16 protein-coding genes and 1 other RNA gene are annotated in these 14,288 nt (G+C 66.4%); 11 read left to right on the top strand and 6 right to left on the bottom strand.

The genetic code is table 11. The features are described 5' to 3' along the window. Window positions 1–39 precede the first annotated feature (39 nt). From HGB41_RS07250 to HGB41_RS07260, 3 genes are read left to right on the top strand one after another with little or no spacing between them, the layout of a single operon-like run. Complete coding sequence (locus HGB41_RS07250) at window positions 40–1,338, top strand: c-type cytochrome (protein ID WP_171082671.1); 1,299 nt, start codon at window positions 40–42, stop codon at window positions 1,336–1,338. Next, window positions 1,335–1,826, top strand: a complete 492-nt coding sequence (locus HGB41_RS07255) for a (2Fe-2S)-binding protein (RefSeq protein WP_171082673.1) — start codon at window positions 1,335–1,337, stop codon at window positions 1,824–1,826. The genes HGB41_RS07250 and HGB41_RS07255 overlap by 4 nt, the downstream gene beginning before the upstream one ends. Then, entirely contained in the window at window positions 1,823–4,027 is a 2,205-nt protein-coding gene (locus HGB41_RS07260; RefSeq protein WP_171082675.1) for a xanthine dehydrogenase family protein molybdopterin-binding subunit, read from the top strand. The genes HGB41_RS07255 and HGB41_RS07260 overlap by 4 nt, the downstream gene beginning before the upstream one ends. Window positions 4,028–4,194: 167 nt before the next feature. Here the strand turns inward: HGB41_RS07260 and HGB41_RS07265 are convergent, their stop codons facing one another. The 5 genes from HGB41_RS07265 to HGB41_RS23410 all read right to left on the bottom strand — a co-directional run bounded on the left by HGB41_RS07265 (window position 4,195) and on the right by HGB41_RS23410 (window position 6,352). Beyond that, a complete protein-coding gene (locus tag HGB41_RS07265; RefSeq protein ID WP_171082678.1) occupies window positions 4,195–5,001 on the bottom strand; it encodes a sulfite exporter TauE/SafE family protein in 807 nt (268 codons plus the stop codon). Then, entirely contained in the window at window positions 5,001–5,471 is a 471-nt protein-coding gene (locus HGB41_RS07270) for an EVE domain-containing protein (protein ID WP_171082680.1), read from the bottom strand. The genes HGB41_RS07265 and HGB41_RS07270 overlap by 1 nt, the downstream gene beginning before the upstream one ends. A gap of 108 nt (window positions 5,472–5,579) precedes the next feature. After that, window positions 5,580–5,761, bottom strand: a non-coding RNA gene (ssrS, locus tag HGB41_RS07275) — 6S RNA. 46 nt (window positions 5,762–5,807) lie between these two features. Continuing rightward, window positions 5,808–6,119, bottom strand: a complete 312-nt coding sequence (locus HGB41_RS07280) for a cell division protein ZapA (RefSeq protein ID WP_171082682.1) — start codon at window positions 6,117–6,119, stop codon at window positions 5,808–5,810. Further along, window positions 6,116–6,352 carry a hypothetical protein gene (locus tag HGB41_RS23410; RefSeq protein ID WP_229422867.1) on the bottom strand — a complete coding sequence of 79 codons (237 nt, stop codon included), beginning with the start codon at window positions 6,350–6,352 and terminating at the stop codon, window positions 6,116–6,118. The genes HGB41_RS07280 and HGB41_RS23410 overlap by 4 nt, the downstream gene beginning before the upstream one ends. A gap of 410 nt (window positions 6,353–6,762) precedes the next feature. On the opposite strand from HGB41_RS23410, the gene groES reads away from it, so the two are divergent. Together groES and groL are read left to right on the top strand one after the other, a co-directional pair. Further along, complete coding sequence (groES, locus tag HGB41_RS07290; RefSeq protein WP_091872698.1) at window positions 6,763–7,053, top strand: co-chaperone GroES; 291 nt, start codon at window positions 6,763–6,765, stop codon at window positions 7,051–7,053. A gap of 41 nt (window positions 7,054–7,094) precedes the next feature. Further along, window positions 7,095–8,741, top strand: a complete 1,647-nt coding sequence (gene groL, locus HGB41_RS07295) for a chaperonin GroEL (protein ID WP_171082684.1) — start codon at window positions 7,095–7,097, stop codon at window positions 8,739–8,741. 208 nt (window positions 8,742–8,949) lie between these two features. Here the strand turns inward: groL and HGB41_RS07300 are convergent, their stop codons facing one another. Next, window positions 8,950–9,231: a DoxX family membrane protein gene (locus tag HGB41_RS07300; protein ID WP_171082686.1), complete on the bottom strand. Its 282-nt coding sequence runs from the start codon at window positions 9,229–9,231 to the stop codon at window positions 8,950–8,952. A 94-nt stretch (window positions 9,232–9,325) separates the two neighbouring features. On the opposite strand from HGB41_RS07300, the gene HGB41_RS07305 reads away from it, so the two are divergent. The 6 genes from HGB41_RS07305 (at window position 9,326) to HGB41_RS07330 (ending at window position 14,261) form a co-directional block, all read left to right on the top strand. Then, a complete protein-coding gene (locus HGB41_RS07305) occupies window positions 9,326–10,201 on the top strand; it encodes a LysR family transcriptional regulator (RefSeq protein WP_229422869.1) in 876 nt (291 codons plus the stop codon). A gap of 30 nt (window positions 10,202–10,231) precedes the next feature. Then, complete coding sequence (locus HGB41_RS07310) at window positions 10,232–10,792, top strand: YdeI/OmpD-associated family protein (protein ID WP_171083473.1); 561 nt, start codon at window positions 10,232–10,234, stop codon at window positions 10,790–10,792. Window positions 10,793–10,896: 104 nt separating this feature from the next. Continuing rightward, on the top strand, window positions 10,897–11,361 hold the full coding sequence (locus HGB41_RS07315) for a hypothetical protein (protein WP_171082690.1): 465 nt from the start codon (window positions 10,897–10,899) through the stop codon (window positions 11,359–11,361). 20 nt (window positions 11,362–11,381) lie between these two features. Further along, the gene (locus HGB41_RS07320) at window positions 11,382–12,083 is read left to right on the top strand and encodes a response regulator transcription factor (RefSeq protein WP_171082692.1); all 702 of its coding nucleotides are present in this window, start codon (window positions 11,382–11,384) and stop codon (window positions 12,081–12,083) included. Then, entirely contained in the window at window positions 12,076–13,308 is a 1,233-nt protein-coding gene (locus tag HGB41_RS07325) for a sensor histidine kinase (RefSeq protein WP_171082694.1), read from the top strand. Before HGB41_RS07320 ends, HGB41_RS07325 begins: the two co-directional genes overlap by 8 nt. A gap of 77 nt (window positions 13,309–13,385) precedes the next feature. After that, entirely contained in the window at window positions 13,386–14,261 is an 876-nt protein-coding gene (locus HGB41_RS07330) for a CE1 family esterase (protein WP_171082695.1), read from the top strand. Window positions 14,262–14,288 lie beyond the last annotated feature (27 nt).

Genomic DNA, 14,288 nt, shown 5'->3' on the forward strand with positions numbered 1-14,288 from the left:
CGCGGGTTTCGCAAATTTATCGATGAAAGAAGCAGGGAGATGAGCGCACTCGCGCACGCACGAAGGTTCGGATGGTGGCTGGCACTGGCGGCGCTGGTGCTGCTGGCGCTCGCCGCCTTCTTCCTCATGTGGCGCCCGGCGCTCGAACCACAGGCGGCGCCTGCACGTATCGACACCGCCCTGGTCGAACGCGGCGCCAATTTGTCGCGGCTCGGCATGTGCGCCGCCTGCCACACCGCCGACCCGGCACGACCCTTCGCGGGCGGCCTGGCGCTGAACACCCCGTTCGGCACCGTCCATAGCACCAACATTACCCCGGATGCCCGCACCGGCATCGGGCTCTGGAGCGAAGAAGCGTTCACGCGCGCGATGCGCCAGGGCGTGTCGCGCGACGGGCGCCTGCTCTACCCGGCCTTCCCCTACAACCACTACGCGCAGCTGGCGCAGGACGACATCCGCGCGCTGTATGCCTATGTGATGACGCGGCCGGCGCTGAGCGTACCGGCCCGCGAGAACGACATGGCCTTCCCGTTCGGCTTCCGGCCGCTGGTGGCGTTCTGGAACCTGCTGTACCTCGACGACGCGCCATGGCAGGCCGACCGGCGCCAGTCGGCCCAATGGAACCGCGGCGCCTATGTGGCGAACGCGCTGGCCCACTGCACGGCATGCCACACGCCGCGCACGATGCTGGGCGGCCCTGACCTGACGCGCCAGCTCGATGGCGGCGATGCCGAAGACTGGTACGCGCCCGCGCTGAATGCGAACTCGCCCTCGCCCCTGCCGTGGACGCGCGAGCAGCTGCTGCACTACCTGCGCAGCGGCATTGCACCCGACCATGCGATCGCGGCCGGGCCGATGCAGGATGTCGTCGTCAACCTGGGACAGGCGGATCCGAACGACCTTGCCGCCGTCGCCACCTATATCCATAGCTTTCTTGCCCAGGCTCCTGCGCGCGCGACGCCGGCGAACAGGCCGGGCAGCCTGCCCGTTCCGGCTGCCGGCGATCCCGATGGGCAGCAGATGCGTGTCGGCTACGAGATCTATGCGATGGCCTGCGCACGCTGCCACGATGCCGGCCGGGATGCCAGTTCGGGCAGCGCGCTGCCGTTGCAAAAAGCGGTGGCGTTGTACGACCCGAACCCGCGCAATTTGATACACCTGATCCGGGAAGGCGTCGCGCCGCCAGCCGGCGAGCCGGGACGCTCCATGCCGGGCTTTGCCACGATGCTGGACGATGCACAGGTGACGGCGCTGGCCGCCTACCTGCGCCGCTACGGCGCCGGGGCCGCAGCCTGGCCGGACCTCGAGGACAGCATCCAGAAAGTGCGGCAACCATGACCTCCTACCGCCTGCAAGTCAACGGCAAGCCGCACACGGTCGACGTCGATCCGGATACGCCGCTGCTCTACGTGCTGCGCAATGACCTGAAGCTCAACGGCGCCAAGTTCGGCTGCGGCCTCGGGCAGTGCGGCTCCTGCACGGTCATGCTCGACAAGGCGCCGGTGATGTCCTGCGTGCTGCCGGTGTCGCTGGTCGGCACGCGCGCGGTGCGCACGGTGGAGTCGCCGGGCACGCGCTGGGTGCCGGGCGTGGTGCTGCAGCAGGCCTTCATCGACGAGCAGGCCGCGCAGTGCGGCTACTGCATCGCCGGCATGATCATGCGCGCCACCGCCCTGTTCGAGCGGGAGTCCACACCGACCGATGAGCAGATCCGCAACTGGATGCAGCCCAACCTGTGCCGCTGCGGCACCCACATGCGCATCCTGCGCGCGGTGCGCCGCGCCGCCGACGTGCTGGCGACGCAACCGGTGCGGAAGAAGCGATGACGACCGCGCCTCCGAACCGCGGCCGGCGCCGCTTCCTGGCCGCGAATGGTGGCCTGGTGCTGTCGTTTGCGCTGCCCGCGCATGCCGCGGCGCAGGGCAGCAAACTGCCCGGGAGCCTGGACAAGACGCCCTGGCTCGATGCCTGGATCCGGGTCGGCGCCGACAACCGCGTCACGGTCTTCACCGGCAAGGTGGAGCTGGGCCAGGGCATCCGGACCGCGCTGCTGCAGGTGGCAGCGCACGAACTGCAGATCGACCCCGGGCGCCTGGTGCTGGTCACCGCCGACACCGACCGCACGCCGGACGAAGGCTATACCGCGGGCAGCCATTCGATGCAGGACAGCGGCACCGCGCTACGCCATGCGGCAGCCCAGGTGCGCGCCCTGCTGCTGGGGCGAGCGGCCGCGCGCCTGGCCGTGCCGGCGGCAGCGCTGGTGCAAACCAACAGCGTGTTCCGCGCTCCGGATGGACGGCGCGTGAGCTTCGGCGAGCTGGTGGCCGATGGCGAGCAGCATGTGCGCGCCACCGGCGTCCTGCCCCCGCGTCAGCTTGGTGCGCCACGCTATGCCGGGGTGACGCTGCCGCGGGTCGACATTCCCGGCAAGCTGAAGGGAGAACTCGCCTACGTGCACGACCTGCGCCTGCCCGCCATGGTGCATGCGCGCGTGGTGCGCCCGCCCTCGCAGGCGGCAAGGCTGCTCGGTGTCGACACGGCGCAGGTCGCGCGCCTGCCCGGCGTGCTCGAGATCGTGCGCGACGGCCGCTTCCTGGCCGTGGTCGCCGACGAGGAGTGGCGCGCGGTAAAGGCGGCGGCGGCGCTGGCGCGGGCCACGCGCTGGGAAGTGCCGGCCACGCTGCCAGTGGGCCAGGAGCTGGCATCGCTGGTGCGCAGCCTGCCATCGCAGCCGCAGCAGGTGCTGGCACGCGGCGCCGCAGGCAGCGCCGGCCAGACCCTGCGCGCCACCTACACCCGCCCCTTCCAGCTGCACGCCTCGCTGGGGCCTTCCTGCGCCGTCGCGCAACTCGAAGAAGGCCGCTACACGGTGTGGACCCATTCCCAGGGCGTATTCCCGCTGCGTGCCGCGCTGGCCGAACTGCTCGGGGCGCCCGAGGAAGCGATCCGCTGCGTGCATATGGAGGGTTCCGGCTGCTATGGCCATAATGGCGCCGACGACGTGGCGGCCGACGCGGTGCTATTGGCGCGCGCCTTCCCCGGCAGCCCGGTGCGGGTGCAGTGGATGCGCGAAGAAGAGCACTGCTGGGAGCCTTATGGCCCGGCGATGGTGGCGGACGTGCAGGCCACCCTGGATGCGGGCGGCCGAATCGTCGACTGGCAGTACGAGGTCTGGAGCGGGTCGCACAACACCCGCCCCGGCAAGGCCGGCAACCTGCTGGCCGCCACCCACCTGGCGCGGCCCTTCGCGCCGCCGCCGCCGAAGCCGATCCCGCAGCCGCAAGGCAGCGGCGACCGCAACGCGATTCCGTATTACACCCTGGCGAATGCGCGCGTCACGCACCGGCACCAAGTGGCCGGCCTATTGCGCACCTCGGCCCTGCGTTCCCTGGGCGCCTATTGCAATGTGTTCGCCATCGAGAGCTTCATGGACGAACTGGCGCGCGCAGCAAAAAACGACCCTGTGGTCTTCCGCCTGCGCCATTTGCAGGATGCGCGCGCGATCGAGGTGGTGAAGCTGGCGGCCGCGAAATTCGGCTGGGATGGCTACAAGAAAACGGCAAGGCGTGGCCGCGGATTTGCTTTTGCCCGCTACAAGAACCTGGCAGCATATTGTGCGATCGCGCTGGAAGTCGAGGTGGCATTGGACACCGGCTTCGTGCGCATCACGCGCGCGGTGGCCGCAGTCGATTGCGGCGAGATCGTCAGCCCGGACGGGGTGCGCAACCAGGTCGAAGGCGGCATCATCCAGTCGGCCAGCTGGTCGCTGCTGGAGGCGGTGCGCTTCGACGCCAGCCGCGTGCTGACGCAGGACTGGGCCAGTTATCCGATCCTGCGTTTCGATGGCGTGCCGGACCGGGTGGACGTGCACCTGCTCGATCGTCCCGGCCAGCCCTATCTCGGCACCGGCGAAGCGGCGCAAGGGCCGGCAGCGGCGGCGCTGGCCAATGCGGTGGCGGACGCCTGCGGCGTGCGCGTGCGCGACTTGCCGCTGGACCGCGCCCGCATGCGCGGGTTTGCCACCTAGGGTGGGCGGCTCCACCTCGGTGGTGGATCAGCCTTCGGTTCATGGGCCGCCCACGCGGTGATCGTTATCGGCTCCGTGAGCGTGCCGTATGATCTCGCTGCGAACTATCACCGCGTGGGCGGCGCAGACAGCCCGACATACGCCATGCCAGGGTGGAGCCGCCCACCCTACGGGTTGATGCCCTTCCAGAACATGTACGCCGCCAGCGCATACAGGATCACTGCGAAGATCTTCTGCAGCCGCCGCACCGGCATCTTGTGCGCGGTGCGTGCGCCGAGCGGCGCCATGCTCACGCTGGCCAGCGCGATGATCGCCAGCGCCGGCAGGTAAATAAAACCGAGCGAATACGCCGGCAACCCGGCCTCGCCCCAGCCATGATAGATGTTCGAAAGGGTGCCCGAGAGCGCGATCGGGAAGCCCAGCGCCGCGCTGGTGGCCACCGCATTATGAATGCGCACGCCGCACCAGGTCATGAAGGGCACCGACACGAAGCCCCCGCCCGCGCCGACGATGCCCGACAGGGTGCCGATGACGCCGCCCGCCGCGAACATGCCCGGTGCGCCCGGCAGCTCGCGCGTGGCCGCCGGCTTTTTTCCGACCAGCATCTGGGTCGCCGAGAAGGCGACGAACACGCCGAAGAACAGCGCCAATACGGAAGCATCCATCTGCTTGCCGATCCAGGGCCCGATCCAGGAACCGACCAGGATACCCGGCGCCAGCAGCTTCACGACGGGCCACAGCACCGCGCCATGCTGGTGGTGGGCGCGCACCGAGGACAGCGAGGTAAACAGGATGGTGGCGAGCGAGGTGGCGATCGCCATGTGGATGACCAGTTCCGGGGCAATGCCGCGCGCCGTGAAGATCATCGTGATGAAGGGGACCAGCACCATGCCGCCGCCGATGCCGAGCAGGCCGGCCGCAAAGCCGCCGAACGCGCCCATCGCCAGCAGCGCCAAAATCAAGCCGATGTCCATCAGCGCTTCCCTTCCTTCAGTAGCGCGACGACGGTGTTCCACTGCGCCTGGGTCACGGGCGAGATCGAGAGGCGGCTGCCCTTCTGCAGCAGCACCATGTCTTCCAGTGCCGGGATGCTGCGCATCTCGGCGAGCGGCAGGTAGCGCCCCGCTTCGATGGCGCGCACGTCGACCGAGATCCAGCGCGGCTGCTCGAGGGTCGCTTTCGGGTCGTGATAATGCGAGGCGGCGTCGAACTGGGTCGCATCCGGGTAAGGGCTGCTGGCCACTTCGGCGATGCCGGCCACGCCGGGCACCGCGCAGCTGGAGTGATAGAACAGGATGCCGTCGCCGACCGACATCGCGTCGCGCATGAAATTGCGCGCCTGGTAGTTACGCACGCCGAACCATGCCAGCGTCTGCGCGGGCGCCGCCAGCACGTCGTCGAAACTGACTTCGTCCGGCTCGGATTTCATCAACCAATAGCGCACCGCGCCTCCATCCATACAAACTGCGCTAACTGCGCAAACTGCGGCGGGTCGGGACCGACGCGCGCAAAAAAAAGCGGCTGCGTACCAAAGTGCGCAACCGCTCGTGTGTGTAGCCCCGCCTGTGCCGTTATTGCCGGCATCCCGAACCAAAAGGCTCAAGGTGGTCGCAGTCAGCTCAATTTCGGGTTCGTCAAACTAGTGACGATCGCGCCCACCAAGCATTGTTCCACAACCTATGCGAAAGAATGGTTCAAGGAATATATGGCAAATCTCGAACACCGCAGGGTAGCCGCCAGTTTACTACGCTGGACGCCCATGTCAAACGAATTCAGGCACTCACGACAGATTTTCCTGCGGCGACAACGCGCCGTCGAGGACCGTGTGCATCGCTTCGAGTTTTTGCTTGACTTCGAGGATGGACATGTCCGACAGCGGCCCTTGCGGCGACTTCACCGACAGGAATTCGGCGGCGACGCTGAGCGCAGCCATCACTGCGATGCGGTCGGTGCCCTTGACCTTGCCCGAGTCGCGCAGCGCGCACATCTTGCCGTCCAGGTAATGGACGGCTTCGCGCAGCGTGCGTTCTTCGCCGTCGCGGCAAGCCAGGCGGTAGGACTGGCCCATGATGCTGCAATCGAGATGGATCATTGGGTGGCCTCGCTGTCGTGTGGAGTAGTGGACTCGGCGCCATCATCGGCAGCGGCAAGGTCCTCGGCATCGTCGGGCGTGGCCTGGGCCTCGGGCGCAGGGAACTGCTCGAGCAGCGCCTCGACCCGGCTCTGGGCCAGCAGCATGCGCTCCTTGAAGGCGAGGTTTTCGGCGCTCAGCAGGCTGTTGGCCTGGCGCAGCAGGTAGTTCTCGGCACGCAATGACTGGGTCAATTGCGCGAGCCGGTCAATTTTGTCTGAGAGGTCTTGGAATTCGGAAATCATTCAACACTATAGGTCTGAGAGGGTTTTTCAGTCAACCGTATTGCACGCACCCTGATGGGGCGCGAAGGGCGATCGCAAGGCGTGCGGCAGCGGCGCACCATCCAGTGTAACCTGCCCGCCTGTTGTCTGCGACACCACATCCGCCAAGGGTTGAGCCCCCTCATATTGCGATTTCGCAAAAAAGTCGGTTAGCACCTTCACATTGAGCCTTGAAATAGGGGGTTATCGTCCCTATAATTAGCTCTCGTTAGCACTCGTTAGTAGAGAGTGCTAACAACTGCAGTGACCAATTCCAGCCGACGCACCGTGTGCGGCGGCGCCAACAGCTAGTCAAACCACTGAAAAACAAGGAGTTTTGCATGAACCTTCGTCCTCTGCACGATCGCGTAATCGTGAAGCGTCTCGACCAGGAAACCAAGACCGCATCCGGCCTGATCATCCCTGATGCAGCCGCCGAGAAGCCGGACCAGGGCGAAATCCTCGCCGTCGGCAACGGCAAGGTGCAGGACAACGGCCAACTGCGCGCGCTGGAAGTGAAAGTCGGCGACCGCGTCCTGTTCGGCAAGTACTCGGGCCAGGCCGTCAAGGTCGATGGCCAGGAACTGCTGGTCATGCGCGAAGAAGACATCATGGCCGTCGTGGCCCTGTAATCGTCCGTACCCCTTATACAAAATCATTCGGAGCAATACACATGGCAGCTAAAGAAGTAATCTTCGGCGACGCAGCGCGCGCCAAAATGGTCGAAGGCGTCAACATCCTCGCCAACGCAGTCAAGGTCACCCTGGGCCCGAAAGGCCGCAACGTCGTGCTGGAGCGCTCGTTCGGCTCGCCGACCGTGACCAAGGACGGCGTCTCGGTCGCCAAAGAGATCGAACTCAAAGACAAGCTCATGAACATGGGCGCGCAGATGGTCAAGGAAGTCGCTTCGAAGACCAGCGACAACGCCGGTGACGGCACCACCACCGCGACCGTGCTGGCACAAGCCATCGTCCGCGAAGGCATGAAGTTCGTTGCCGCCGGCATGAACCCGATGGACCTGAAGCGCGGCATCGACAAGGCAGTTGCTGCCACCGTCGAAGAGCTGGCGAAGATCGCCCGTCCATGCACCACCACCAAGGAAATCGCCCAGGTCGGCGCGATCTCGGCCAACTCGGACTACTCGATCGGCGAGCGTATCGCTGAAGCGATGGACAAAGTCGGCAAGGAAGGCGTCATCACCGTGGAAGACGGCAAGTCGCTGAACGACGAGCTGGATATCGTGGAAGGCATGCAGTTCGACCGCGGCTACCTGTCGCCGTACTTCATCAACAACCCGGACAAGCAAGTCGCCGTTCACGAGAGCCCGTTCATCCTGCTGTGCGACAAGAAGATCTCGAACATCCGTGACCTGCTGCCAATCCTGGAACAAGTCGCGAAAGCCGGCCGTCCGCTGGTGATCGTCGCCGAAGACATCGAAGGCGAAGCGCTGGCGACCCTGGTCGTCAACAACATCCGTGGCATCCTGAAGACCGTCGCCGTCAAGGCGCCAGGCTTCGGCGACCGCCGCAAGGCCATGCTGGAAGACATCGCTGTCCTGACCGGCGGCCAGGTCATCGCCGAAGAAGTCGGCCTGACCCTGGAAAAGGTCACGCTGGCGGAACTGGGCCAGGCCAAGCGCGTCGAAGTGGGCAAGGAAAATACCATCATCATCGACGGCGCCGGCGCCGCTGAAAACATCGAGGCACGCGTCAAGATGGTGCGTATCCAGATCGAAGAAGCGACCTCGGACTACGACCGCGAAAAGCTGCAAGAGCGCGTGGCCAAGCTGGCCGGCGGCGTTGCCGTGATCCGCGTCGGTGCAGCCACCGAAGTCGAGATGAAAGAGAAGAAGGCCCGCGTCGAAGACGCACTGCACGCCACCCGCGCTGCGGTCGAAGAAGGCATCGTGCCAGGCGGCGGCGTTGCCCTGCTGCGCGCACGCTCGTCGATCAACATCAAGGGCGACAACCCGGACCAGGACGCAGGCATCAAGATCGTCCTGCGCGCCATGGAAGAGCCGCTGCGCATGATCGTCCAGAACGCCGGTGACGAGCCATCGGTCGTGGTCGCAGCTGTGATCGCCGGCACCGGCAACTACGGCTACAACGCCGCCAACGGCACCTACGGCGACATGGTCGAAATGGGCGTGCTGGATCCAGCCAAGGTCACCCGTTCGGCACTGCAGAATGCAGCGTCGATCGCCGGCCTGATGCTGACCACCGACTGCATGGTCTCGGAAGCGGCTGAAGACAAGCCAGCCGGCGGCATGGGCGGCATGGGCGGCATGGGTGGCATGGGCGGCATGGACGGCATGATGTAATTGCCACGCCCGGTATGGGTGGCGCCGGTTGATCCGGCGCTACCCTGTTCTGTCGAAAAGCCTGCAAGGTTTGCGCCTTGCAGGCTTTTTTCATTGTTGATCGAGGAAGGCAGGAGCGGCGGCGGTAGCGTCGTCGCGCACAGTAGGGTGGGCAGGTTTTCCTGCCCACGCGGTGATAGTTACAGGTTAAACAGCCGCGCAGGCAGCATCACCGCGGTTTGAACGCGCGGGCGGGAGACCCGCCCACCCTACGATCCAACGGCGACGCGGCCGTCCGCCTGTACGAACCGAGCAGGACCAGCACGCTTGTTACCAACTCCGCCAGCCCAACGGGCAACCCCTGTATCGGCATGCCCTGCGCTTCCAATGCCGCCCCGAATGCCGGCACACCCAGAGCCACCAGCCCCAGGAAGGCATGCGACATCAACAGCGCCCCAATCATCAGGCGCAGCAGCAGGACAGAGGTAATAAACTTGAGTTGGGTGTTCATGGCATGCCCTTTCAGGGATTGGTTGAGAAGTCCCCACTCTACCTAGGCAAAAATGCAAGTAAAATAGGCGCCCATGCAAGCACCCTATGCAAAAATGCAATCAGCCCTCGACCTGCAGGACCTGGAGACCATCCTGGCCCTGCACCGCGGCCGCACGCTTGCCGGGGCGGCCGAGCGCCTGAAGGTCGATACGTCGACCGTCTTCCGCGCGATCAAGCGCGTCGAGAAGGAGGTCGGCGAATTGCTGTTCGAGCGCGGCCGCCAGGGCTATACCGCCACCGAACTCGGGCGCGAACTGGCCGGCCACGCCGAACGCATCGAAACCCAGCTCGAGGAGGCGCGCGAAGCTGCCTTCAACCAGGCGGCGCAACCTTCGGGCACCTTGCGCATCACGCTCACCGACACCCTGCTGCACAGCGTGCTGCTGCCGGTGCTGGCGCGTTTCACTGCCGCCTACCCGCAGATCGCCCTGGAGCTGGTCACCACCAATGTGCTGGCCAACCTGAGCCAGCGCGAAGCCGACATCGCCATCCGCGTTACAAGCAGCCCGCCCGAGCACCTGGTCGGCATCCGGCTCGGCACCATGCGTTCGGCCATCTATGCCGGCAAGGATTACCTGGCCACGCAGCCCGCGGGCCGGCACTATGGCGAGATGGACTGGGTCGCGCTCGACGACAGCCTGCCGGATCATCCGTCGCAGCGCTGGCGCCGCGCGGCCTTCCCGAAGCTGGCGCCGCGCCATAAGGCGGGCAACCTGCTGGCGGTGGCCGGGGCCGTCGTGAACAACCTGGGCGTCGCCATCGCCCCGCTTGCGGTGCTGCGCGAGCACCCGCAAGTCGTGATGCTCGATGGCCCGCTGCCGGAACTGGACATCGGCCTGTGGCTGCTGGCCCACCCCGATACCCGCTACCTGGGACGGATGAAAGCCATGTTCGACTTCCTGCGTGCGAACATCGACCTGCCGGCGTAAGCCGGCGCCTTCCTACCTGAGCCCCTCGTGATGACCCCCACCTTCTTCGCCGACGCATCCGCCTTCCGCAGCTGGCTCGCAGCCAACGCTCCAGGTGCCACCGAACTGCTGGTCGGTTTCTACAAGGTCGGCTCCGCCCAGCCCTGCATGTCGTGGTCCGAATCGGTCGACGAAGCCCTGTGCTTCGGCTGGATCGACGGCCGCCGCAAGCGCATCGACGACGAGAGCTACGTGATCCGCTTCACGCCGCGCAAGCCGACCTCGACCTGGAGTGTGGTGAACATCGCCAAGATGGACAGGCTGCGTGCCGAGGGCAAGATGCTGCCGGCCGGCGAGGCGGCCTTCGCACATCGCCTTGAAGCAAAATCCGGCATCTATTCGCACGAACGCACCGATACACCGTCGCTGTCCGACGCGGAACTGGCCCTGTTCGCCGATGATCCTGCTGCCTGGGACTATTTCAGTGCCGCGCCGCCCGGCTACCGCAAGACCGTCCTGCACTGGATCACCGGCGCGAAACAGGACAAGACCCGCGCGAGCCGGCTGGCAAAACTCATGACCGCCTGCGCGGCCCACACGCGCCTCGCATAAGCCAGCATCAGGGCTGGCGCTTTGCTCAAGGCAGCCCTCGGGAAGTGATATTGCCGGGAGAACATGCAAAGTGTAGACTGCCCTGTCACCCAACGAGGCTTTCCATGTTCCCACGCGCTGCATCCCGTCCTTCCCTGTCCCTGCTGGCCGCCGCATTCGCCCTGGCCCTGGCGCTCGGGGGCTGCAAGCGCGCCGAACGCGAGGCGCCCAAGCCCGCCCCGGCCCCGGTCAAGGAAGCGCCGGCGCGCAGCAAGGAACAGGCCATGGCCGCCCTGCTCGCGGTGCCGGAACTGAAGGCGTGGTCGGAACAGATCGAGAAGCGCTCGAAGGGCAAGGCCCATGGCGCGGTCATCGAAGACAACCCGGCCCCGCGCGAGATCAACGGCAGGAAGTACTACCAGCTGACCTTCGTCGAGAACCGCGCCAACGAAGTACGCCGCCGCGAAAGCTTCCTGGTGGCCCAGCAGGGCGACGACATCCTGGTGGACGACACCGAGACCGATACCCTGCTCACGCTGCAGGAATGGCGCCGCGACATCAAGCGCGTGGACCTCAAGAGCGCCGACTGAACCGCCGCGCAGGGCAGGCCATGACGCGGACCCCGCTGTCCATCCTGCTGGTGGAAGACCATCCGACGATTGCCCGCCAGGTGGTGGCCTTCCTGGAAGGCCTGGGCTGGCAGCTCGACCATGCCGGCACCGGCGCCCTGGCCATCGACCTCGCCACGCGCGAAGCCTATGACCTCGTCCTGCTCGACCTGAACCTGCCGGACATGGACGGCCTCGCGGTCTGCCGCGCGATCAAGGCGCGGGCCCCGCGCAACGTGCCGGTGCTGATGCTGACGGCGCGCGATGCCTTCGAGGACAAGGCGCGCGGTTTCGGCGACGGGGCCGACGACTATCTCACCAAACCCTTCGACCTGCGCGAGCTGGCCTTGCGCTGCGAGGCGCTGGCGCGGCGCGGCCGGCTGCATGTCGAGCAGGAGCTGCGCGTCGGCCCCCTGCTCCTGCGGCCGCGCGAGCTGCGCGCCCTGTACGGCGGCGAGCCGCTGGCGCTGACCCAGGTCGGCTTCCAGGTCCTGCTCATGCTGTGCATGGAGTATCCACTTGCGGTGTCGCGCTCGGCGCTGGTGCAGCAGGTCTGGGGCGCCAATCCGCCCGACAGCGATGCCCTCAAATCGCATATCTATGCGCTGCGCAAGCAACTGGAACGCGCCAGCGGCCAGAAGATGGTGGCGACGATCCCCCACCTCGGTTACCGGCTCGACCTCGGAGCCGCGGCCGATGTTTAGGTCGATCCGGCATGGCCTGTTTGCCGCGCTGGCCGGCTTCACGATCCTGATCTGCGTCTGCTATACCGGGCTTGCGGTGGTCATTTCCTATGTCACCGAAGACATGCTGGTCGACCGCCTGATGGAACGCGAGGCAGCGGCGATCGCGGCGCACGTCCGCGCCCACGGCGAACTGCCACCGGCACGCAGCGATTTGATCCGGGTCCACGACAGGGTCGATGCGCTGCCCGAGCCCGTGCGCCGCCGGGTGGCCCTGGGTGCCGCACGCGCAGAAGTCTTCACCGGAACCGGCCAGCACTATCACCTGCGCACGCTCGACCTGGACGCCGCCGGCATGCCGCGGCGCCTGTACCTGCTGGCCGACGCCGGCCCGATCCTGGTGGTCTCGAAGCTGGTCCAGGACGTGGGCGGCGTGCTGGTCTTCGTTGCCCTTGGCCTGATCGGGCTCGCGCTGCTGCTGGCCTGGTTCCTGTCCCGGCGCCTGGTCGAGCCGCTCCAGCTGCTGGCGGACGAGGTCAGGAAAGTGCAGCCGGGCGGGCCGGTCGCGTTCAGCGCCAGCCGCCGCCCGGACGAAATCGGCTACCTCGCCGGGCGCCTTGGCAGCACCATCGCCGAACTGCACACGGCACTGCAGCGCGAACACGCATTCACCCGCGACGTCAGCCACGAACTGCGCACACCGCTGACCGTCATGAACAATACGCTCGTCCTGGCGCAATCGCGCACTTTGGGCAAGGATGACTTCGCGCAGCTGCAGGAGGGCCTCGATGAGGTCCGCGATGTCATCGAGGTCCTGTTCGCACTGGCGCGCGCCGAACACGTCGCGATGGATGTGCTGGACCTGCGCGCCTGTATCGAGCGGAGCCTGCTGCGGCTCATGGACAACGGCTGGGACAACGGCTGGGACAGCGAAGGCTTGCAGCTCGACCTGCCCGAGCGCCTGGAGGTGACCGGCAACCGGCACCTGGCCACGCTGCTGGTCGATAACTGCCTCGGCAACGCGCTGTTCCACGGCGGCCCCCGTACCCGGCTGACGCTCGGCTGGGCCGATGGCGTCCTGACTATCTCCAATACCGTCGACGCCAGGCAGCCAGGCCGCGTGCAGGGCTTCATGCATGGCCAGAACCTGCTCGAGCGTATTGCACAGGCGATGCGCTGGGAACTGCGCTTCCACGCCGATGGGACAAGCTACCGGGTCGAACTGGTGCCGACGCGCACAGGCTGAAAAAGCCGCAGGATTTCACCGCGATTTCACCAGCAGCTTCCTATGCTGTGTGCTTTTCCACTTCCCGAGCACGCATCATGAAACTCCCGATCATCCTTGCCGTCCTGGCCTGCGCCTCGTTCCCGGCGCTGGCGCAAATGAAGTCCGTCGTCCACAAGGAAGAAAAGCGCCGCTATATCGTCTACACGCCGCCGTCCTATGCCAGCCAGCCGCAGAAGGCCTTCCCGGTGGTCTTCAACTTCCACGGCAGCGGCATGAGCATGGCCGAACAGATGCTCTACACGCAAATGAACCGCGCCGCCGACCGCCACGGCTTCATCGTGGTCTACCCCCTGGGCATCAAGCAGGACTGGAACGTGGGCTTCGACATGTCCTATCTCGACGGCCCGGACGACATCGGCTTTACCGAAGCGCTGCTCGGGAAGCTCAAGGGGGATTACCGCATCGACAGCGGGCGCGTGTACGCCACCGGCCTGTCGCGCGGCGGCTTCTTCGCCCTGCGCATCGCGGCCGAGCTGCCGCAGCTGTTCGCGGCGGTGGCCTCGGTGGGCGGACCGATGCCGCTGCCCGTGGTCCAACACCATAAAGCCCCTGGCAAGGTCGGCGTGCTGCTGGTGCACGGCACCGCGGACAAGGTCGTCGCCTATGGCGGCAAGCCGGGCGGCTACCTGTCGGCGGAAGACACCTACGGCTACTGGCTGAAGCAGAACGGCCTGGAAGCTGCCGGCGCCACCCGCCGCACCATCGATGGCGACCCGGGAGACGGCACCGAGGTGACCTGGATTGAACAGGGAAATGGCGCGCAGGGCGTGGCGCTCGCCACCGTCCGGGAAGGCGGCCACACCTGGCCGGGTGCCGATCCCTTCAACCTTGGCCTGCCGATCGGGAAGACGACCCGCGATATCGATGGCAACGAGATGATCTGGCAGTTTTTGGCCAGGCACCGCCGCTAGCGCGGGCGCGGTTTCGGCGCGCACGAC

Origin of the sequence: Telluria aromaticivorans (genome assembly GCF_013003915.1) — a bacterium.
Taxonomy (GTDB): domain Bacteria; phylum Pseudomonadota; class Gammaproteobacteria; order Burkholderiales; family Burkholderiaceae_D; genus Telluria; species Telluria aromaticivorans.

Excerpts from the sequence above, each read along its gene's own strand:
- HGB41_RS07250 (WP_171082671.1), top strand. The coding sequence starts at position 40 with ATGAGCGCACTCGCGCACGCACGAAGGTTCGGATGGTGGCTGGCACTG.
- HGB41_RS07315 (WP_171082690.1), top strand. The coding sequence starts at position 10,897 with ATGTTCCCACGCGCTGCATCCCGTCCTTCCCTGTCCCTGCTGGCCGCC.
- HGB41_RS07305 (WP_229422869.1), top strand. The coding sequence starts at position 9,326 with ATGCAATCAGCCCTCGACCTGCAGGACCTGGAGACCATCCTGGCCCTG.
- HGB41_RS07260 (WP_171082675.1), top strand. The coding sequence starts at position 1,823 with ATGACGACCGCGCCTCCGAACCGCGGCCGGCGCCGCTTCCTGGCCGCG.
- HGB41_RS07255 (WP_171082673.1), top strand. The coding sequence starts at position 1,335 with ATGACCTCCTACCGCCTGCAAGTCAACGGCAAGCCGCACACGGTCGAC.
- HGB41_RS07330 (WP_171082695.1), top strand. The coding sequence starts at position 13,386 with ATGAAACTCCCGATCATCCTTGCCGTCCTGGCCTGCGCCTCGTTCCCG.
- groES (WP_091872698.1), top strand. The coding sequence starts at position 6,763 with ATGAACCTTCGTCCTCTGCACGATCGCGTAATCGTGAAGCGTCTCGAC.
- HGB41_RS07320 (WP_171082692.1), top strand. The coding sequence starts at position 11,382 with ATGACGCGGACCCCGCTGTCCATCCTGCTGGTGGAAGACCATCCGACG.
- HGB41_RS07280 (WP_171082682.1), bottom strand. The coding sequence starts at position 6,119 with ATGATCCATCTCGATTGCAGCATCATGGGCCAGTCCTACCGCCTGGCT.
- HGB41_RS07300 (WP_171082686.1), bottom strand. The coding sequence starts at position 9,231 with ATGAACACCCAACTCAAGTTTATTACCTCTGTCCTGCTGCTGCGCCTG.
- groL (WP_171082684.1), top strand. The coding sequence starts at position 7,095 with ATGGCAGCTAAAGAAGTAATCTTCGGCGACGCAGCGCGCGCCAAAATG.
- HGB41_RS07310 (WP_171083473.1), top strand. The coding sequence starts at position 10,232 with ATGACCCCCACCTTCTTCGCCGACGCATCCGCCTTCCGCAGCTGGCTC.
- HGB41_RS07265 (WP_171082678.1), bottom strand. The coding sequence starts at position 5,001 with ATGGACATCGGCTTGATTTTGGCGCTGCTGGCGATGGGCGCGTTCGGC.
- HGB41_RS07325 (WP_171082694.1), top strand. The coding sequence starts at position 12,076 with ATGTTTAGGTCGATCCGGCATGGCCTGTTTGCCGCGCTGGCCGGCTTC.